Annotated in this window: 14 protein-coding genes and 4 pseudogenes; 11 read left to right on the top strand and 7 right to left on the bottom strand. The window is 63.6% G+C overall.

Annotation, left to right across the window (positions count from 1 at the left end):
- Positions 1-134: 134 nt before the first annotated feature.
- Both ACHMW7_RS05115 and ACHMW7_RS05110 read right to left on the bottom strand, forming a co-directional pair.
- A complete protein-coding gene (locus ACHMW7_RS05115) occupies positions 135-2678 on the bottom strand; it encodes an ABC transporter permease (protein ID WP_395449261.1) in 2544 nt (847 codons plus the stop codon).
- Positions 2679-2772: 94 nt separating this feature from the next.
- On the bottom strand, positions 2773-3480 hold the full coding sequence (locus tag ACHMW7_RS05110; protein ID WP_395449260.1) for an ABC transporter ATP-binding protein: 708 nt from the start codon (positions 3478-3480) through the stop codon (positions 2773-2775).
- 62 nt (positions 3481-3542) lie between these two features.
- On the opposite strand from ACHMW7_RS05110, the pseudogene ACHMW7_RS05105 reads away from it, so the two are divergent.
- A pseudogene (locus ACHMW7_RS05105) lies at positions 3543-4067 on the top strand (arylesterase); the annotation flags it as partial.
- Here ACHMW7_RS05105 and ACHMW7_RS05100 read toward each other — a convergent pair.
- Positions 3978-4202: pseudogene (locus ACHMW7_RS05100) on the bottom strand (hypothetical protein); the annotation flags it as partial. The pseudogenes ACHMW7_RS05105 and ACHMW7_RS05100 sit on opposite strands and share 90 nt — an antisense overlap.
- A 112-nt stretch (positions 4203-4314) precedes the next feature.
- Here ACHMW7_RS05100 and thpR point away from each other — a divergent pair.
- Entirely contained in the window at positions 4315-4911 is a 597-nt protein-coding gene (gene thpR, locus ACHMW7_RS05095) for an RNA 2',3'-cyclic phosphodiesterase (protein WP_395449259.1), read from the top strand.
- Here the strand turns inward: thpR and ACHMW7_RS05090 are convergent.
- Complete coding sequence (locus ACHMW7_RS05090; protein ID WP_395449258.1) at positions 4815-5333, bottom strand: low molecular weight protein-tyrosine-phosphatase; 519 nt, start codon at positions 5331-5333, stop codon at positions 4815-4817. The genes thpR and ACHMW7_RS05090 overlap by 97 nt on opposite strands.
- 49 nt (positions 5334-5382) lie before the next feature.
- Between ACHMW7_RS05090 and ACHMW7_RS05085 the strand changes: the two genes are divergently transcribed.
- The 4 genes from ACHMW7_RS05085 (at position 5383) to ACHMW7_RS05070 (ending at position 7498) form a co-directional block, all read left to right on the top strand.
- Complete coding sequence (locus ACHMW7_RS05085; protein WP_395449257.1) at positions 5383-5679, top strand: 4a-hydroxytetrahydrobiopterin dehydratase; 297 nt, start codon at positions 5383-5385, stop codon at positions 5677-5679.
- 129 nt (positions 5680-5808) lie between these two features.
- The gene (locus tag ACHMW7_RS05080) at positions 5809-6177 is read left to right on the top strand and encodes a YkvA family protein (protein ID WP_395449256.1); all 369 of its coding nucleotides are present in this window, start codon (positions 5809-5811) and stop codon (positions 6175-6177) included.
- Positions 6178-6417: 240 nt separating this feature from the next.
- The gene (locus ACHMW7_RS05075) at positions 6418-6921 is read left to right on the top strand and encodes an invasion associated locus B family protein (RefSeq protein ID WP_395449255.1); all 504 of its coding nucleotides are present in this window, start codon (positions 6418-6420) and stop codon (positions 6919-6921) included.
- A gap of 79 nt (positions 6922-7000) precedes the next feature.
- A complete protein-coding gene (locus ACHMW7_RS05070) occupies positions 7001-7498 on the top strand; it encodes a GNAT family N-acetyltransferase (protein ID WP_395449254.1) in 498 nt (165 codons plus the stop codon).
- Positions 7499-7512: 14 nt separating this feature from the next.
- On the opposite strand, the gene ACHMW7_RS05065 is transcribed toward ACHMW7_RS05070, so the two are convergent.
- Positions 7513-7845 (bottom strand): DUF1294 domain-containing protein, encoded by a 333-nt coding sequence (locus ACHMW7_RS05065; protein ID WP_395449253.1) that lies wholly within the window; start codon positions 7843-7845, stop codon positions 7513-7515.
- Positions 7846-7989: 144 nt separating this feature from the next.
- Here ACHMW7_RS05065 and rlmN point away from each other — a divergent pair, with 144 nt between their 5' ends.
- Together rlmN and ACHMW7_RS05055 are read left to right on the top strand one after the other, a co-directional pair.
- Positions 7990-9225, top strand: coding sequence for a 23S rRNA (adenine(2503)-C(2))-methyltransferase RlmN (rlmN, locus tag ACHMW7_RS05060; RefSeq protein WP_395449252.1), 1236 nt, complete (start codon positions 7990-7992; stop codon positions 9223-9225).
- Positions 9222-9683: a hypothetical protein gene (locus tag ACHMW7_RS05055; RefSeq protein WP_395449251.1), complete on the top strand. Its 462-nt coding sequence runs from the start codon at positions 9222-9224 to the stop codon at positions 9681-9683. The genes rlmN and ACHMW7_RS05055 overlap by 4 nt, the downstream gene beginning before the upstream one ends.
- On the opposite strand, the gene ACHMW7_RS05050 is transcribed toward ACHMW7_RS05055, so the two are convergent.
- Positions 9664-10335 (bottom strand): LysE family translocator, encoded by a 672-nt coding sequence (locus ACHMW7_RS05050; RefSeq protein ID WP_395451267.1) that lies wholly within the window; start codon positions 10333-10335, stop codon positions 9664-9666. The two genes, ACHMW7_RS05055 and ACHMW7_RS05050, sit on opposite strands and share 20 nt — an antisense overlap.
- Between ACHMW7_RS05050 and ACHMW7_RS05045 the strand changes: the two genes are divergently transcribed.
- A complete protein-coding gene (locus ACHMW7_RS05045; RefSeq protein ID WP_395451488.1) occupies positions 10304-10516 on the top strand; it encodes a hypothetical protein in 213 nt (70 codons plus the stop codon). The genes ACHMW7_RS05050 and ACHMW7_RS05045 overlap by 32 nt on opposite strands.
- On the opposite strand, the pseudogene ACHMW7_RS05040 reads toward ACHMW7_RS05045, so the two are convergent.
- A pseudogene (locus ACHMW7_RS05040) lies at positions 10501-11762 on the bottom strand (Glu/Leu/Phe/Val dehydrogenase). The gene ACHMW7_RS05045 and the pseudogene ACHMW7_RS05040 sit on opposite strands and share 16 nt — an antisense overlap.
- Before the next feature lie 338 nt (positions 11763-12100).
- Here ACHMW7_RS05040 and ACHMW7_RS05035 point away from each other — a divergent pair.
- Positions 12101-13159 (top strand): dipeptidase, encoded by a 1059-nt coding sequence (locus ACHMW7_RS05035; protein WP_395449250.1) that lies wholly within the window; start codon positions 12101-12103, stop codon positions 13157-13159.
- 38 nt (positions 13160-13197) lie between these two features.
- Positions 13198-14836: pseudogene (locus ACHMW7_RS05030) on the top strand (ABC transporter substrate-binding protein).
- Positions 14837-14849: the final 13 nt, after the last annotated feature.

Genomic DNA, 14849 nt, shown 5'->3' with positions numbered 1-14849 from the left:
GGACTCCAGCATGCCTCTGGCGAAATATGAGGGTTCTTTCAGACCTAAACAAGGCCCGTTACGGCCTGAAACCCGCTGTGAGGGCACATTTCTCATACAAATGTCGTTGAAGTCCAGCCCACGACAGCATTTCGTCACTCGCTGCGCAGCACGGGCGCCGCCTTGTGGCCAAGCACGCGCCAGGTGCCGATGAGGCCGAAGCCGACTGTCAGCACCAGGGCGAAGACAATCGTCGCCACCGCGACCTCGGGCAGGAAGGACGACGGCAGTGTCATGATTCGGGCGACGACGAACCATGCCGCCACGCCGCCGGCGGCAAGCGCGAACACCGCAGTGGCCAGGCCGATCAGCAGGTATTCGAGTGAAAACGCCGATATCAGCGTTCGCCGCGTCGCCCCCAGCGTCTTCAGGATCACCGCATCGTGGACACGCGCTCGGTTGCCGGCGGCGAGCGCACCGGCCAGCACCAGCACCGAGGCGATCAGCGCCACACCCGCCGCAGCACGGATAGCCGTGCCGAGCTGGGCGACGAGCCGGTTGACGACGTCGAGCGCATCCTTCACCCGCACCGTAGTGATCGCTGGATAGCTGCGCGTCACCGAATTGAGGATGCGCGATTCCTGGACGGGCGACGCCTTGTCCTCGGTGAGCGTGGCGAGCCAGCTGTGCGGCGCACCGGCGAAAGTGTTGGGCGAAAACACCATGACGAAGTTGATGCCCATCGATTCCCACTGCACTTCGCGGAAATTGGCGATCTTGGCGGTCACATTGCGGCCAAGAACGTTGACCGTCACCATGTCGCCGAGCTTGAGGCCGAGTTCGCCCGCCTCCTGCGCCGAAAACGATACCAACGGCTCGCCGGAATAGTCGGCCGGCCACCACGTGCCTTGCGACAGCGTCGAGTTCTCCGGGAGTTTCTTGGCATAGGTCAGGCCACGGTCGCCGCGCAACACCCAGGCGCCTTCCGGCGGCACGTTGAGCTTCTGCACGTCAGTTCCGTTGAGCGCCATGACGCGGCCGCGCAGCATCGGCACGCGTACAAGCTTGCCGCCCGGTGCCTCGGCCTCGACCAATCTGGCGAAATCGTCGACTTGATCAGGCTGGATGTCGACGAAGAAGAAGTTCGGCGCCCGCTCGGGCAGGCTGCCGGCGATCTGGCGGCGCAGATTGCCGTCGATCAGCGCCAGCGTCACCAGCAGCGTCAGCCCGAGGCCGAGCGACAGCACCACCGACGGCGTCAGCGCGCCCGGCCGGTGGATGTTTCCGATGGCGAGGCGAAGGGCTGTCGAGCGCACCCGCGGGCTCTTGCGCGCCAGCCATTGCACGGCACTGGCCACGGCGCGCAGCACCAGGAACGAAAAGATCGTCGCGCCGACAAAGATGGTGGCGATGCGGCGATCGCCGGCGAACCAGATGGCGAGCAGCGCCAAAACGGCGGCAATAGCCAGGGCGGTCGCGATGTAGACCAGCCTCGGCAGGCCACGACCTTCGAACCCCATCTCGCGGAACAGCGCCGTCGCCGGCACGTCGCGGGCGCGGCCGAGCGGCAGGATGGCGAAGGCAAGCGTGACGAGAATGCCGAACAGAGCGGCCATGCCAAGTGCTGCCGGGTACACGCCGGCCTCCGCCGGCACGGGGATGACCGACTGGAGCGCGGCACTTGCGGCAAACGGCATCAGCGCCCCAAGAACGAGGCCGATGGCGATGCCGACGGCTGATATCAGCAGGATCTGGATGAGGTAGACCGACAGCACGAAGCCGCCAGAGGCGCCGAGGCTCTTGAAGGTGGCGATGACGCCGCGCTTGCCGTCGAGATAGGCGCGCACGGCATTGGCCACGCCGACACCGCCGACGACCAGCGAGGTCAGCCCGACCAGCGTCAGGAACTGGGTGAAGCGTTCGATGTTGGCCGACAGTGCCGGTGCCGCATTGCTGCGGGTGCGCACGCTCCAGCCGGCCTCGGGGAATTCGGCGTTCGCCCGCTCGCGCACGGCGGAGACCTCGGCCTCGCTGGCGCCCACCGGCATGCGGACCTTGTAGGCATGCTCGACGAGGCTGCCTGGCTGGATCAGCCCGGAAGCCCCCAGGCCTTCCATCGAAACCAGCAGCCTTGGGGCAAAGCCGAAGCCATCGGAGACCGCGTCGGGCTCGGTCACAAGCTTGGCCCTGAGCTCGAAGGTCGCGCTGCCAAGCTTGATGCGATCGCCGAGCTTGAGGCCGAGGCGTTCAAACAGCAGGTCGGGTGCCGCCGCGCCAAAAACGCCTGAACGCTCGGCGAACAGTTCGCCGCGCGGCATAACAGGTTCGGTGACCAGCGCGCCATAAAGCGGATAGGTGTCGTCGACAGCCTTGGCTTCGACCAGCGACTGGTCGGAACCGTCCTCCAGCCGCGCCATCGAGCGCATGCCGGCATTGTGCGAGACAGTGCCGAGACTTTCGAGGAATGCCTGTTCCTTGCCGGTCGCCTCGCGCTGGATCACCTGGAAGCGGATATCGCCGCCAAGCAGCGCCTGGCCTTCGCTGGCAACGCCGGCGGTGATGGCGCGTGCCACCGAATTGACCCCGCCGATGGCGGCGACCCCAAGGGCGATGCAGGTCAGGAAGATCATGAAGCCACGCAGGCCACCGCGCATTTCACGCGAGGCGAAGCGGAAGGCGAGCGGCAGGTCCTTCAGCATGGGGACGCCTCTCTCTGAGGCATCGACGCTCCACGTTGCCTTGCCTGGCGGCTATCTCCGCCACGAGCGGGATGCGAAGGAAGGAGGCCCATCCTCATGCCCGGACCTTCTCCGCCACCTGCGCGACAACAGCAGTCTCGATCCGCCCCGAACGCATCGCCACTTGCCGGTCGCAGCGCGCGGCAAGTGCGGGATCGTGCGTCACCAGCACCAGCGTCATCGCTCGTTCGGCGGCCTTGGCGAACAGGAGGTCGGCAATCTGCCGGCCGGTCGCCTGATCGAGATTGCCGGTCGGCTCATCGGCGATCAGGATCCGCGGCTCGGGTGCCAGGGCGCGGGCGATCGCCACGCGCTGTTGCTCACCGCCGGACAGCTCGCCGGGATAATGCGTCACCCGGTCGGCGAGCCCAACTGCGGCGAGCTCGCGCGCGGCGATGGCGAAGGCGTCGCGCTTGCCCGCCAGCTCGAGTGGCACGGCGACGTTTTCCAGCGCCGTCATGTTGGGTATCAGGTGGAACGACTGGAACACGATGCCGATGTTGCGGCCCCGGAATGCGGCGATCTGGTCTTCGCTGCGGCCGTTGAGCAGCTCGCCGGCGATCTTCACCGTACCGCCGTCGACCCGCTCCAGCCCGGCCAGCACCATCAGCAATGTCGACTTGCCGGAGCCCGAGGGGCCGACGATACCAGTCGCCTCGCCGGCCGCAACATCGAGGCTGACGCCTTTCAGCACGTGTACTGAAGAAGCCCCGGTTCCGAGCGTCAACGATACGTCTCTCAGTTCGATGACGGCTTCTGTCACGGCAAATCTGTCCTATATGAAAATGTAAGAGGCAGGAATTTTGGTCATATGGGTTTTGAGACATGGCATTGAAACATCTTATTTTCGCATTCTTTGCCGCATCTCTTGCCTTTTTCACCGCGACTGCCCCGGTTTGGGCCGAACCATTCAAGATCGTCGGCTTCGGCGACAGCCTGATGGCCGGATATGGCCTCAATCCCGGTGAGAGCTTTCCCGAAAAGCTTGAAAAGGCGCTACGCAACAAAGGTCACGATGTCGTGATTACCAATGCCGGCGTCTCGGGCGACACCACCAGCGGCGGCCTGTCGCGCCTCGACTGGTCGATTCCCGACGGAACGCAGCTGGTCATCCTGGAACTCGGCGCCAACGACATGCTGCGCGGCATCGACCCGGCGCTCGTCGAGCAGAACCTCGACAAGATGCTTGCCCGGCTCAAGGAACGCAAAATCGAGGTGGTGCTCGCCGGCATGGTCGCGGCGCCGAATCTCGGCCATGCCTATGGCGAACAGTTCGGGACGATCTATCCGAAACTGGCCGAAAAATACGGCGTGACGCTCTATCCGTTCTTCCTCGACGGCGTCGCCGCCGACCCGAAACTGCTGCTCGAAGACGGCATGCACCCGACCGCCGAAGGCATCGACCGGATGGTGGCAAAGGCGCTGCCGACTGTGGAAACGGCAATTGCCGGCAAATGAACGTCGCCATGCAGCGCTGCAACACATCCGCTTTCGCGGCATTGTCGAAACGGCAAACGCTGAACAAAGCACTTGCCCAGCACGGCGATCGATGATTCGCTGAGCCTACGAATTGCGATTCGAGGAAGGGAGCCTGGCCATGCCGCGTCTTTTCACCGCCCTCGAAATTCCGCGTGATGCCGCCTTATCGCTGTCCCTGCTCAGGGGCGGCCTGTCAGGCGCCCGCTGGATCGACGTCGAGAACTACCACCTCACCTTGCGTTTCTTTGGCGATATCGAAGGCCATGTCGCCGATGAGATCGTTGACGTGCTCGACCGCGTCGACCGGCCCGACTTCCAGCTCACCCTCTGCGGGGTCGGCGCCTTCGGGCAGAAAAAGCCACATGCGGTCTGGGCCGGTGTCACGCCGTCCCCGGAGATGAATGCGCTGCAGGCCGAGATCGACCGCATTTGCAAACGCCTCGGTCTCCCATCCGATCCGCGCAAGTTCACGCCGCATGTGACGCTGGCGCGGCTGAGGAACACCAGCCCGCTCGACGTCGCGCATTATCTGTCGGCACGCGGCAATTTCGCCACCGTGCCTTTCCGCGTCGGCCGCTTTGTCCTGATGTCGTCGCGCGACTCGGTCGGCGGCGGCCCCTACATCGTCGAGGAGGCGTGGCCGCTCAACGGTGCCGACGCCCGCGCCGCAAGCCGGTCGGCCAATGCCTCGGAAGCGTCGCGGATCATGCGGTAGACCGCCGCAAACCCGTCTTCACCGCCATAATAGGGATCAGGCACGTCTCGTGGCCCACCCTTGGCATGGCCGAGGAAAAGCTCGACACGTTCGCCTGACTCCGCTGGAGCGAGCGCCCTGAGATCGTCGACATTGGAGCGATCCATGCCGAGTATCAGGTCGAAACGCTCGAAATCGCGCGCCACCACCTTGCGTGCCTGCTGCGCCGTGATGTCGATGCCATGCTGGGCCGCAACCGCGATCGAACGCGGATCCGGTGCCGATCCGGCGTGCCAGCCACCGGTGCCGGCGGAGTCGATGGTGTATTCGCCATCCAGCCCGCGTTCGGCGAGCACGGCTCGAAACACGCCTTCGGCAAGCGGCGAACGGCAGATATTGCCGAGGCAAACGAACAGAATTGATTTTACCGGCTTCTCGCTCATCGATCCCGCGCTATGCTGGTGAACACTTCGAATATCACGGGAGCATGAAATGGCCAGAGAGAAACTTGGACCACAGGAGCTGAAGGTAGCGCTTGACGCGCTCGGCGGCTGGACACTTGCCGCCGACGGGCTGTCGATGTCGCGCCGCTTCGTGTTCAAGAATTTCAGCGAGGCCTTCGCCTTCATGACCCGCGTCGCCCTTGCCGCCGAGCAGCTCGATCATCATCCCGACTGGTCGAATGTCTACAAGACCGTCGACGTCACGCTCAACACCCATGATGCTGGCGGACTGACTGAACTCGACTTCAAGCTGGCAAAGCGCATGAACAGCTATTTCGGTTCTTGAGCCTGGCATCTTGCAGCAGGGCTTGGACTTTCCCACATCTTTACCGGCGCATTGGGACGAAAGCCAAAACCGGTTTTTGGCGAGCTTGATGCGCGAAAAGATAGAGTTCGGGCAAAGGAGATTGTCTGGATGGTGAAGTTTCCCGGCTTTGATGGCTTCCGCGGCGGCATGAACGATGTTCCGCCAAGCGAGGGCGAAGTGCGCGAGAAATTCTGGCGCACCGCCAAGCGCGCGGCCCGGCATGTGCCGTTCATGGAAGAAGTTGTCGCCGCCTACTATTGCGCGCTGGACAAGGACACGCCGCTGCGCGCCAAGGGCATCCTTCTGGCGGCGCTCGGCTATTTCATCCTGCCGGTCGACACCATTCCCGACGTCATCTTGGGCCTCGGCTTCACCGACGACATCGCCGTGCTGACCGCGGCGATTGCTGCGGTGCGGGCCCACATGACGCCGGCGCACCGCCTTGCCGCGAAGGAAGCGCTGTCGCAGGATCGGTGAAGCGCGGGCCCGCTTGTTTCATCCTGAAACGAAAAGTCAAACTCTTGCCGTTTTCGTGGTTTTCAACCACGACAGGGACAAGGCGCCTGTGCACGACAGGCAGTTCGGCGGGGTTCCATGCGGTGAATGTCCTTTGTGAGAAGCCATTCACCCTTTGGTAACCCAGATTAAATCAAAATGAAGCGAATGGGCGGGCGCGCAGTCGGCCTGCCCCGCTCCATTTGAGGTACAGGAAAAGCGATGCGCGGTTTGATAGCTACAATTTCGGGTCTGGTGCTTGCAGTGTCGGCAATGCCGGCACTCGCCCAGTCGGCGACCAAGATCGGCCAGCACAACGACTGGGGCACCTACAGCTACCAGGCCCAGAACGGCAAGGTCTGCTACGTGCTGACGGTGCCGACCGACAAGCAGCCGCCGACGCTAGACCATGGCGACATGTTCTTCTTCGTCAGCCAGCGTCCGGGCCAGAAGGTCTCGTTCGAGCCGCAGTTCATTGCCGGCTACAATTTCCAGGAAAACTCCAAGGTCTCCGTCACCATCGACGGCAAGAGCTTCTCCATGTTCACCAAGGGCAAATCGGCCTGGGTCGAGAACGCGGCCGAAGAGCCGGCCCTGATCGCCGCCATGAAAGGCGGTTCCGACATGAAGGTGTCGGCCAAGTCCGGCCGCGGCAACCCGACAAGCTACGTCTTCTCGCTCAAGGGCATTTCGGCGGCGCTGACGTCGATCACCAGCTGCAAGTAACAGCGCTCGATATGTATTTCGAAAGCCGGGCGATCCGATCGCCCGGCTTTTTTGTTACCGCAGCATTGAAGGCTTGAAGATGCACAGGATTGTTGACGGAACCAAAACCCACGTTGATGCGGCAGCGACCATCTGGGCGCGGGCGACGGCGGCGCGCGACAATGATCCCGACGTCGCCACGTTGGACGAAGCCAGGCCGGTCATCGCGCGCGTGCTGGCGAGCTCGCCGCACGCCCTGCTCGCGGTCGCCGAAACCGACGCTGGAACTGCCGTTGCCTTTGGCGCCATCGCGCCCATTGCGGGCGAGGACAGTGTGGCGGAACTCCACTATTTCGGCGTCGACCCGGACCATTGGGGCAAGGGCGCGGCAGCCGAGCTGTTGGCCGGCATCGCGACATTGCTGCGCGAGCGCGGTTTCGAAACAGCCCAGCTTGCGGTCTATGCCGACAATGATCGCGCTATCAGGCTCTATGAGCGCCTGGGCTGGCGCCGCTTGGGCGAGCTGGTGCAGCACCAACGCAGCGGCCGGCCGGAACAGCGCTACCAGCTGGTGCTCCGTCAAACGGGCGCAAGCTGAGGCCCCGGGCCGGGCTACGATACAGCCGGGCGGCTCAGCGCGTTGAACAGGCCAGAAGCCCATTGTGGCGCAATCAGCCAGATCGCCAGGGCGGCGATGGCGACCGCCTGCAGGGCAATGATCGCGTAAAGCCTGCTGCGAAACGGCTCCTTGCGGGTTTTGTGGCGAAACAGATGCTGGGCCGACAATGCGCCCAGGCTGCCGCCGGCGAAGGCGAGCCAGAGCAGGGTTTTCTCGGGGATGCGCCGCGCGCCATTGCGGGCCAGCCGCTTGTCGCACCAGAAGGCAGCGAACGCCGCAACATTGACGGCGAGCACCACCAGGACGATGTGTAGGATGTTGCTCATCCGCCTAGCATCCCGTCCAATGCCTAACAGAACGCAAAGCTGCGGCACAAATGCATGGCCGCCAAAACGTGACGCGGCGACAGACCTGTGATATGTCGCCCCAAAATCCTACATTTGCCGAGATATCAACCTAGCTGAGCCTGAATGACCCTTTCGCTCGACCTCACCACCGATGCTACCCGAGACGCGTTGCGCGCCCGTGCGACAGCAGCTGTCAAGGAGTCGCTGATCGGCCTCACCCGCGAGGAGCTTGCCGAAGCGCTCATTGCCTCCGGCACCGTTCCCGAGCGCCAGGCCAGGATGCGTGTCCAGCAGCTCTGGCACTGGCTCTATGTTCGCGGCGTCTCCGACTTCGCCGACATGTTCAACATCTCCAAGGACCTGCGCGCAGAACTGGCCAAGCACTTCACCATCGCGCGCCCGGAGATCGTCGAGGAGCAGATTTCCTCCGACGGCACGCGCAAGTGGCTGTTCCGCTTTCCGCCACGCGGCGCTGGCCGTCCGGTTGAGATCGAGACCGTCTACATCCCCGAGGAAGGCCGCGGCACGCTGTGCATCTCGTCCCAGGTCGGCTGCACGCTGACCTGCTCGTTCTGCCACACCGGCACGCAGAAGCTGGTGCGCAATCTGACGGCGGAAGAGATCCTGACGCAGCTGATGACGGCGCGCGACCGGCTCGGCGATTTCCCCGAGCGCAACACGCCCGACGGCGCCATCGTGCCGGCCGAAGGCCGCAAGATCTCCAACATCGTCATGATGGGCATGGGTGAGCCGCTCTACAATTTCGAGGCGGTGAAGAAGGCATTGCTGATCGCCTCCGATGGCGACGGGCTGTCACTGTCCAAGCGCCGCATCACGCTGTCGACCTCGGGCGTCGTGCCGGAGATCTTCCGCACCGGCGAGGAGATCGGCGTCATGCTGGCGATCTCGCTGCATGCCACCAATGACGATTTGCGCGACCTGCTCGTGCCGATCAACAAGAAGTACCCGCTCAAGGAACTGATCGAGGCCTGCCGCGCCTATCCCGGCCTGTCCAACGCCCGCCGCATCACCTTCGAATATGTGATGCTCAAGGACGTCAACGACAGCCTCGAAGACGCCAAGGCGCTGGTCAAGCTCTTGCGCGGCGTTCCCGCCAAGATCAATTTGATCCCGTTCAACCCCTGGCCCGGCACCAACTACCAGTGCTCGGACTGGGAAACGATCGAGAAGTTCGCCGACTACATCAACAATGCCGGCTACGCCTCGCCGATCCGCACCCCGCGCGGCCGCGACATCCTCGCCGCCTGCGGCCAGCTCAAGTCGGAATCCGAGCGCATGAAGAAGAGCGAGCGCCTAGCGCTCGAGGCAATGATGATTGCAGGGCACGGCGAGGCGTGAGCCGCGTCCTGCTCTATCTCGGCAAGTTCGCCCACATGGTGCTGGGCTATCTCGCGGCGTCGCTCGCCGCCAGCGCTTTTCTCAATATGGTCTTCCTCGGCGCCGCCGGCCTGATGGCCGCCGACATACCGCCCGAGGTCGCCACCGGGTCGATGGTCTTCACCATCCCCTTCACCGCGCTTTTCGTCGCCTATTTCGGCTTTGTGCCGGCGGTCGTCGTCATGCTGCTCGCCGAATTGCTCGGCAAGCGCGACTGGCTGTTCTACGCACTCGCCGGCGGCTTCGTGGCACTGGTGTTCATCGGCTTCGCCTACCAGAGCGGCGACCACGGCTTCGCTTACCGCGATCCGCTGCTGCCGGTCTCGATCATCGGCAGCGGCCTGATCGGCGGCATCGCCTACTGGTTCATCACCGGCCGTTTTGCCGGGACGCTCAGGCCTACTTCGCCTGCGCCGTAAGGATCTTCAGCGCAAACGCCGAGAACACGCCGGCGAACAGATAGTCGACGATGCGTGTCACCTTGGGGCTCTTCCTGAGCAGGCCGGCGAACCTGTCGGCGGCGATCACCATCGGCGCCGTCACCGGCAGCGACAGGATGATGAACATCGCGCCGAGAAAGAACAGCTTGCCCGGCGCATTGGTATCGTGGGCCGAAACGAACTGCGGCAGGAAGGTCATGAAGAACAGGATGATCTTCGGGTTGAGCAGGTTGATGCCGAGCCCGGTCGCCCAGTTCTGGAACATCGAACGCGGTGCCCGCTTGGTGGTATCGGGTGAAAATGCCGAGCCCTTGGTGATCGCCTGGAAGGCGAGCCAGACGAGGTAGCCGGCGCCGACGATCTTGAGCGCCATGAAGGCCTGCGGCGAGGCGACGATCAGCGCCGACAGCCCGAGCGCCACCAGCGTGGTGTGGAAGACGATGCCGGTCATCGCCCCGGCCATGCAGGCAAAGCCCGCCTTGCGGCCTTCCGACAGCGCCCGGCCGACGAACAAGGTCATGTCGGGTCCAGGCGTGATCGCGATGATGAAGGTTGCGATCGCAAACTGGATGATGGTCGACCAATCGGGAATGAAGGTCATGTCGGGCCGCCGGTTCTGCCTGAAAGGCAAGGGTTGTGGGGAATTCAAGACAAAAGCCCTACCCGCACCCATTCGGCGCTTCAACAGGAAAATGACAGGCCAGAGCGTCGTGCGTCTGGATGAATGCGCGGACGCGCCAAACCATTGGGCCTGCGCCGCCGAACCGTTTCGATCCGGCGGCGTGACCGATTTGGATCAACTGGCGAAGTAATTCTGCGTGCCATGCGCTTCGATCGCCTCGGCAAGCCGGGCGAGCGCATGGACATAGGCGGCCGTGCGCACCGAAACGTCCTTGGCCTTGGCGACATCCCAGATGGCGCGGCCCTCGCGCTCCATGATGGTGCGCAGGCGGTCGTGGATCTCCTCGATCGGCCAGTAGTAGCCCTGGCGGTTCTGCACCCACTCGAAATAGGAGACGGTCACGCCGCCGGCGTTGGCCAGGATGTCGGGCAGGACGACGATGCCTTTCTTCTCCAGCACCTCATCGGCCTCCGCGGTGACCGGGCCGTTGGCCAGTTCGAGCACAATGCGGGCCTTGACCTGGTCGGCATTGTCGATGCGGATCATGTTCTCCAGCGCCGACGGCACCAGGATGTCGCAGTCGACGCCGACAAGCGCATTGCCGTCGAGCAGTTGGTGGCCGGCGTGACCGGCGGTGGTGACGACCGAACGACCGCTGTCCTTGGCGACGAACAGCCGGTCGAGGTCGAGACCACCGGCGGCCTGCACCGCCCCTTCGGAATCCGACACGGCAACGATCTTGTGGCCATCCGAGGCAAGCAAGCGGGCGATGTGCTGGCCGGCATTGCCAAAACCCTGCACGGCGATGCGCAAGCTGCCCCTGAGGCCGAGCTCCTCGGCAAGATGGCGAACGAGATAGAAGCCACCGCGCGCGGTCGCGTCGCCGCGGCCGAGCGAACCGCCCAGCGCCAGCGGCTTGCCGGTGATGACGGCGGGCGAAGCCTGTCCGACGATCTGGGCGTATTCATCGGCCATCCAGCCCATGATCATCGAGTTGGTGTAGACGTCGGGCGCCGGGATGTCCCGATCCGGTCCGATGATGCGGGCGAAAGCCTGTAGGCACGGGACAGCCGCTCCAGTTCCGCCTTGGACAGCTTGCGCGGATCGACCTGCACGGCACCCTTGCCGCCGCCGTAAGGCAGGTTCATCACGGCGCATTTGAAGGTCATCCAGAACGCCAGCATCTCGACCTCGTCGGCGGTCGATTCCGGGTGGAAGCGGATGCCGCCCTTGGTCGGTCCGCGCGTGTCGTCATAGCGGCAGCGCCAGGCGAGGAAGGATTTGCGCGAGCCATCGTCCATGCGGATCATCAGGCGGGCCTTGGTGGTCTCGCGGGCAAATTTCAGTTTCTCGATCACGTCGGCATCGACGTTGAGATGTTTCGCTGCCTCGTCGAGGCGCACGAGTGCGTGATCAAGAAGACTGACTTCTGACATATGTAAATTTCCTGTCGCAATTGGTACTGAGCCGGCAGCTACGCCGCAGGCATTCACCCGCCTGCATAAATATTCACCACAGTTCAATACCGAAGAAGGTCGCAGCTCTTCCGCAAGGTCAGGTCCAGAACTGTCTTTGGCCGGACAACACAGCCGATCGCTTATATTTCCGTCGCCAAATGGGGGGCCGAAGACGAATGGTCCAGGCCAAGATTCCTTTTGGTCCTGCTTGGTTGCGCAAAGCGGATTTGCGGCATCGGCGCACAGCGCGCCGCAGCGGACAGGTTGACTTGCCCAGCCGCGCATCATCCAACTGCCGCCGCAGACAGGAGTAGGTGATGCAGGCAGTTTTCGACGGCCACAACGACGTGCTTTATCGGTTGTGGAACAATGCCGCCAAGGGCGCTGACCCGGTGGCCGAGTTCATCGAAGGCACCAAGCAAGGCCATATCGACATGCCCCGCGCCCAAAAAGGCGGCCTCGTCGGCGGCCTGTGCGCGATCTACATCACCTCTGCCAGCATGCCCGACGAGCAGCGCGACGAAAACGGCCACTACGCCATTCCGCTGTGCAAGCCGCTCGAACGCGCGCCTTCGCTCGACATCGCCCTCGACATGGCTTCGATCGCCTTCAGGATCGAGCGGGCCGGCGGCTGGAAGATCTGCCGCACGGGCGCCGACATCGACGCCGCGCGTGCCCAAGGCAAGTTCGCCGCCGTGCTGCACATGGAGGGCTGCGAGGCGATCGACGCCGATCTTGCCGCACTCGACGTGTTCTACGCCGCCGGCCTGCGTTCGCTCGGCCCGGTGTGGAGCCGCAACACCGTATTTGGCCATGGCGTGCCTTTTGCCTTCCCGTCGAGCCCCGACACCGGTCCGGGCCTGACTGAAGCCGGCAAGCGGCTGGTCAAGGAATGCAACCGCATCGGCATCGCCATCGATCTCGCCCACATCACCGAAAAGGGTTTCTGGGACGTGGCGAAGCTCAGCGACCAGCCGCTGATTGTCAGCCACTCCAACGTCCATGCGATCACGCCGATCAGCCGCAACCTGACCGACAAGCAGCTTGCCGCCGTGCGCGAAAGCAACGGCCTGGTCGGGCTCAACTTCGCCGTCACCATGCTGCGCGAGGACGGCGCCAAGAACACCGACACCCCGCTCTCAGACATGATCCGCCACATCGACTATCTCGTCGAGCATGTCGGCATCGACGGCGTGGCGCTCGGTTCGGACTTCGACGGCGCCACGATGCCGGCCGAGATCGGCGACGCGACAGGGCTTCAGAACCTCGTTGCCGCCCTGCGCAACGCTGGATATGGTGACGCCGATCTGGCGAAAATCTGCCGCGACAACTGGCTGAGGGTCTTGCGCTCGGCCTGGCATGAAGCGACGGCCTAACAACAAATAATTCGTCAACCTGGGGAACTGAAAAAATGATGATCGGTAAAATGAACGGGCATTTCCGTCTGATGCTTGCTGGCGCCGCTTTGTCGGCGATGGTCTTCGCGGCACCCGCGCTTGCGGTGACGCCGGCCGACACGCTGGTCCAGGCCTGGGCCATCGACGACACCATCACGCTCGACCCGGCTGAGTCCTTCGAGCTCAGCCCGGCCGAATTCCTCGGCAACGCTTACGACATGCTGGTACGCCTCGACATCAGCGACACCACCAAGGTACGCGCCGGCGTCGCCGAGAGCTGGACGGTTTCCGACGACGGCCTGGTCTACACTTTCAAGCTCAAGCCCGGCCTCAAATTCGCCTCCGGCAATCCGATCACCGCCAAAGACGTCGCCTGGTCGTTCGAGCGCGTCGTCAAGCTCGACAAGAGCCCGGCCTTCATCCTCACCCAGTTCGGCCTGACCAAGGACAATGTCACTGACAAGGCCAAGGCCGTCGACGACAGCACCTTCGTCTTCACCGTCGACAAGTCCTACGCTCCGTCCTTCGTGCTCAACTGCCTGACCGCCACCGTCGGTGCCGTGATGGACAGCAAGCTTGTGCTCGAACACGTCGCCCCGGTGACGCCGACCGACGACTACAAGTTCGACAATGACTTCGGCAATGGCTGGCTCAAGACAGGTTATGCCGGCTCGGGACCGTTCAAGATCCGCGACTGGCGCGCCAACGAGATCCTCGTGCTCGAGCGCAACGACAACTACTACGGCGACAAGCCGGCACTTGCCCGCGTCATCTATCGCCACGTCAAGGAGAGTGCGACCCAGCGCCTGATGCTTGAGGCCGGCGACATCGACATCGCCCGTAATCTCGAGCCTGGCGACCTGGACGCCATTTCCAAGAACGCCGAACTGACCACCACCAGCGCGCCCAAGGGCACGGTCTACTACATCAGCCTCAACCAGAAGAACCCCAACCTGGCCAAGCCCGAAGTGCGCCAGGCGCTCAAATATCTGGTCGACTACGATGCCATCGGCTCGACGCTGATCAAGGGCATCGGCGAAATCCGCCAGACCTACCAGGCCAAGGGCGTGCTCGGTGCGCTCGAACTCGAACCCATTCACCTTCGACGTCGCCAAGGCCAAGGAGCTGCTGGAAAAGGCAGGCCTGAAGGACGGCTTCACCGTCACCATGGACGTCCGCAACACCCAGCCGGTCACCGGCATCGCCGAATCCTTCCAGCAGACAGTCGGCCAGGCCGGCGTCAAGCTTGAGATCATTCCCGGCGACGGCAAGCAGACGCTGACCAAGTACCGTGCCCGCAACCACGACATGTATATCGGCCAGTGGGGCATGGATTACTGGGATCCGAACTCGAATGCCGAGACCTTCACCTCCAACCCCAACAATGCCGACGACGGCACGGTGAAGACGCTGGCCTGGCGCAATGCCTGGGACGTGCCGGAGCTGACCGAAAAGACCAAGGCGGCCCTTCTGGAGCGCGACAACGACAAGCGCGCCACCATGTACAAGGAACTGCAGCAGGCGGCACTCGACACCAGCCCGTTCCTGCTGATCTTCCAGCAGACCGAAGTCGCGGGCCTGCGCGGCAACGTCAAGAACTACAAGCTCGGGCCGAACTTCGACTCGAACTTCGTCGCTCCCGTGACCAAGGACTGATCTCTTACAGCGC

This window comes from Aminobacter sp. UC22_36 (genome assembly GCF_044056035.1).
Classification (GTDB): domain Bacteria; phylum Pseudomonadota; class Alphaproteobacteria; order Rhizobiales; family Rhizobiaceae; genus Aminobacter.
The sequence above is the reverse complement of the archived record's forward strand: the minus strand, read 5'-3'. Positions and strand labels throughout refer to the sequence as shown.

Coding starts and splice junctions, on each gene's coding strand:
- ACHMW7_RS05045 (WP_395451488.1), top strand. CDS start 10,304: ATGTCGGGCCGCCGGTTCTGCCTGAAAGGCAAGGGTTGTGGGGAATTC.
- rlmN (WP_395449252.1), top strand. CDS start 7,990: ATGACCCTTTCGCTCGACCTCACCACCGATGCTACCCGAGACGCGTTG.
- ACHMW7_RS05065 (WP_395449253.1), bottom strand. CDS start 7,845: ATGAGCAACATCCTACACATCGTCCTGGTGGTGCTCGCCGTCAATGTT.
- ACHMW7_RS05115 (WP_395449261.1), bottom strand. CDS start 2,678: ATGCTGAAGGACCTGCCGCTCGCCTTCCGCTTCGCCTCGCGTGAAATG.
- thpR (WP_395449259.1), top strand. CDS start 4,315: ATGCCGCGTCTTTTCACCGCCCTCGAAATTCCGCGTGATGCCGCCTTA.
- ACHMW7_RS05085 (WP_395449257.1), top strand. CDS start 5,383: ATGGCCAGAGAGAAACTTGGACCACAGGAGCTGAAGGTAGCGCTTGAC.
- ACHMW7_RS05080 (WP_395449256.1), top strand. CDS start 5,809: ATGGTGAAGTTTCCCGGCTTTGATGGCTTCCGCGGCGGCATGAACGAT.
- ACHMW7_RS05075 (WP_395449255.1), top strand. CDS start 6,418: ATGCGCGGTTTGATAGCTACAATTTCGGGTCTGGTGCTTGCAGTGTCG.
- ACHMW7_RS05070 (WP_395449254.1), top strand. CDS start 7,001: ATGCACAGGATTGTTGACGGAACCAAAACCCACGTTGATGCGGCAGCG.
- ACHMW7_RS05090 (WP_395449258.1), bottom strand. CDS start 5,333: ATGAGCGAGAAGCCGGTAAAATCAATTCTGTTCGTTTGCCTCGGCAAT.
- ACHMW7_RS05035 (WP_395449250.1), top strand. CDS start 12,101: ATGCAGGCAGTTTTCGACGGCCACAACGACGTGCTTTATCGGTTGTGG.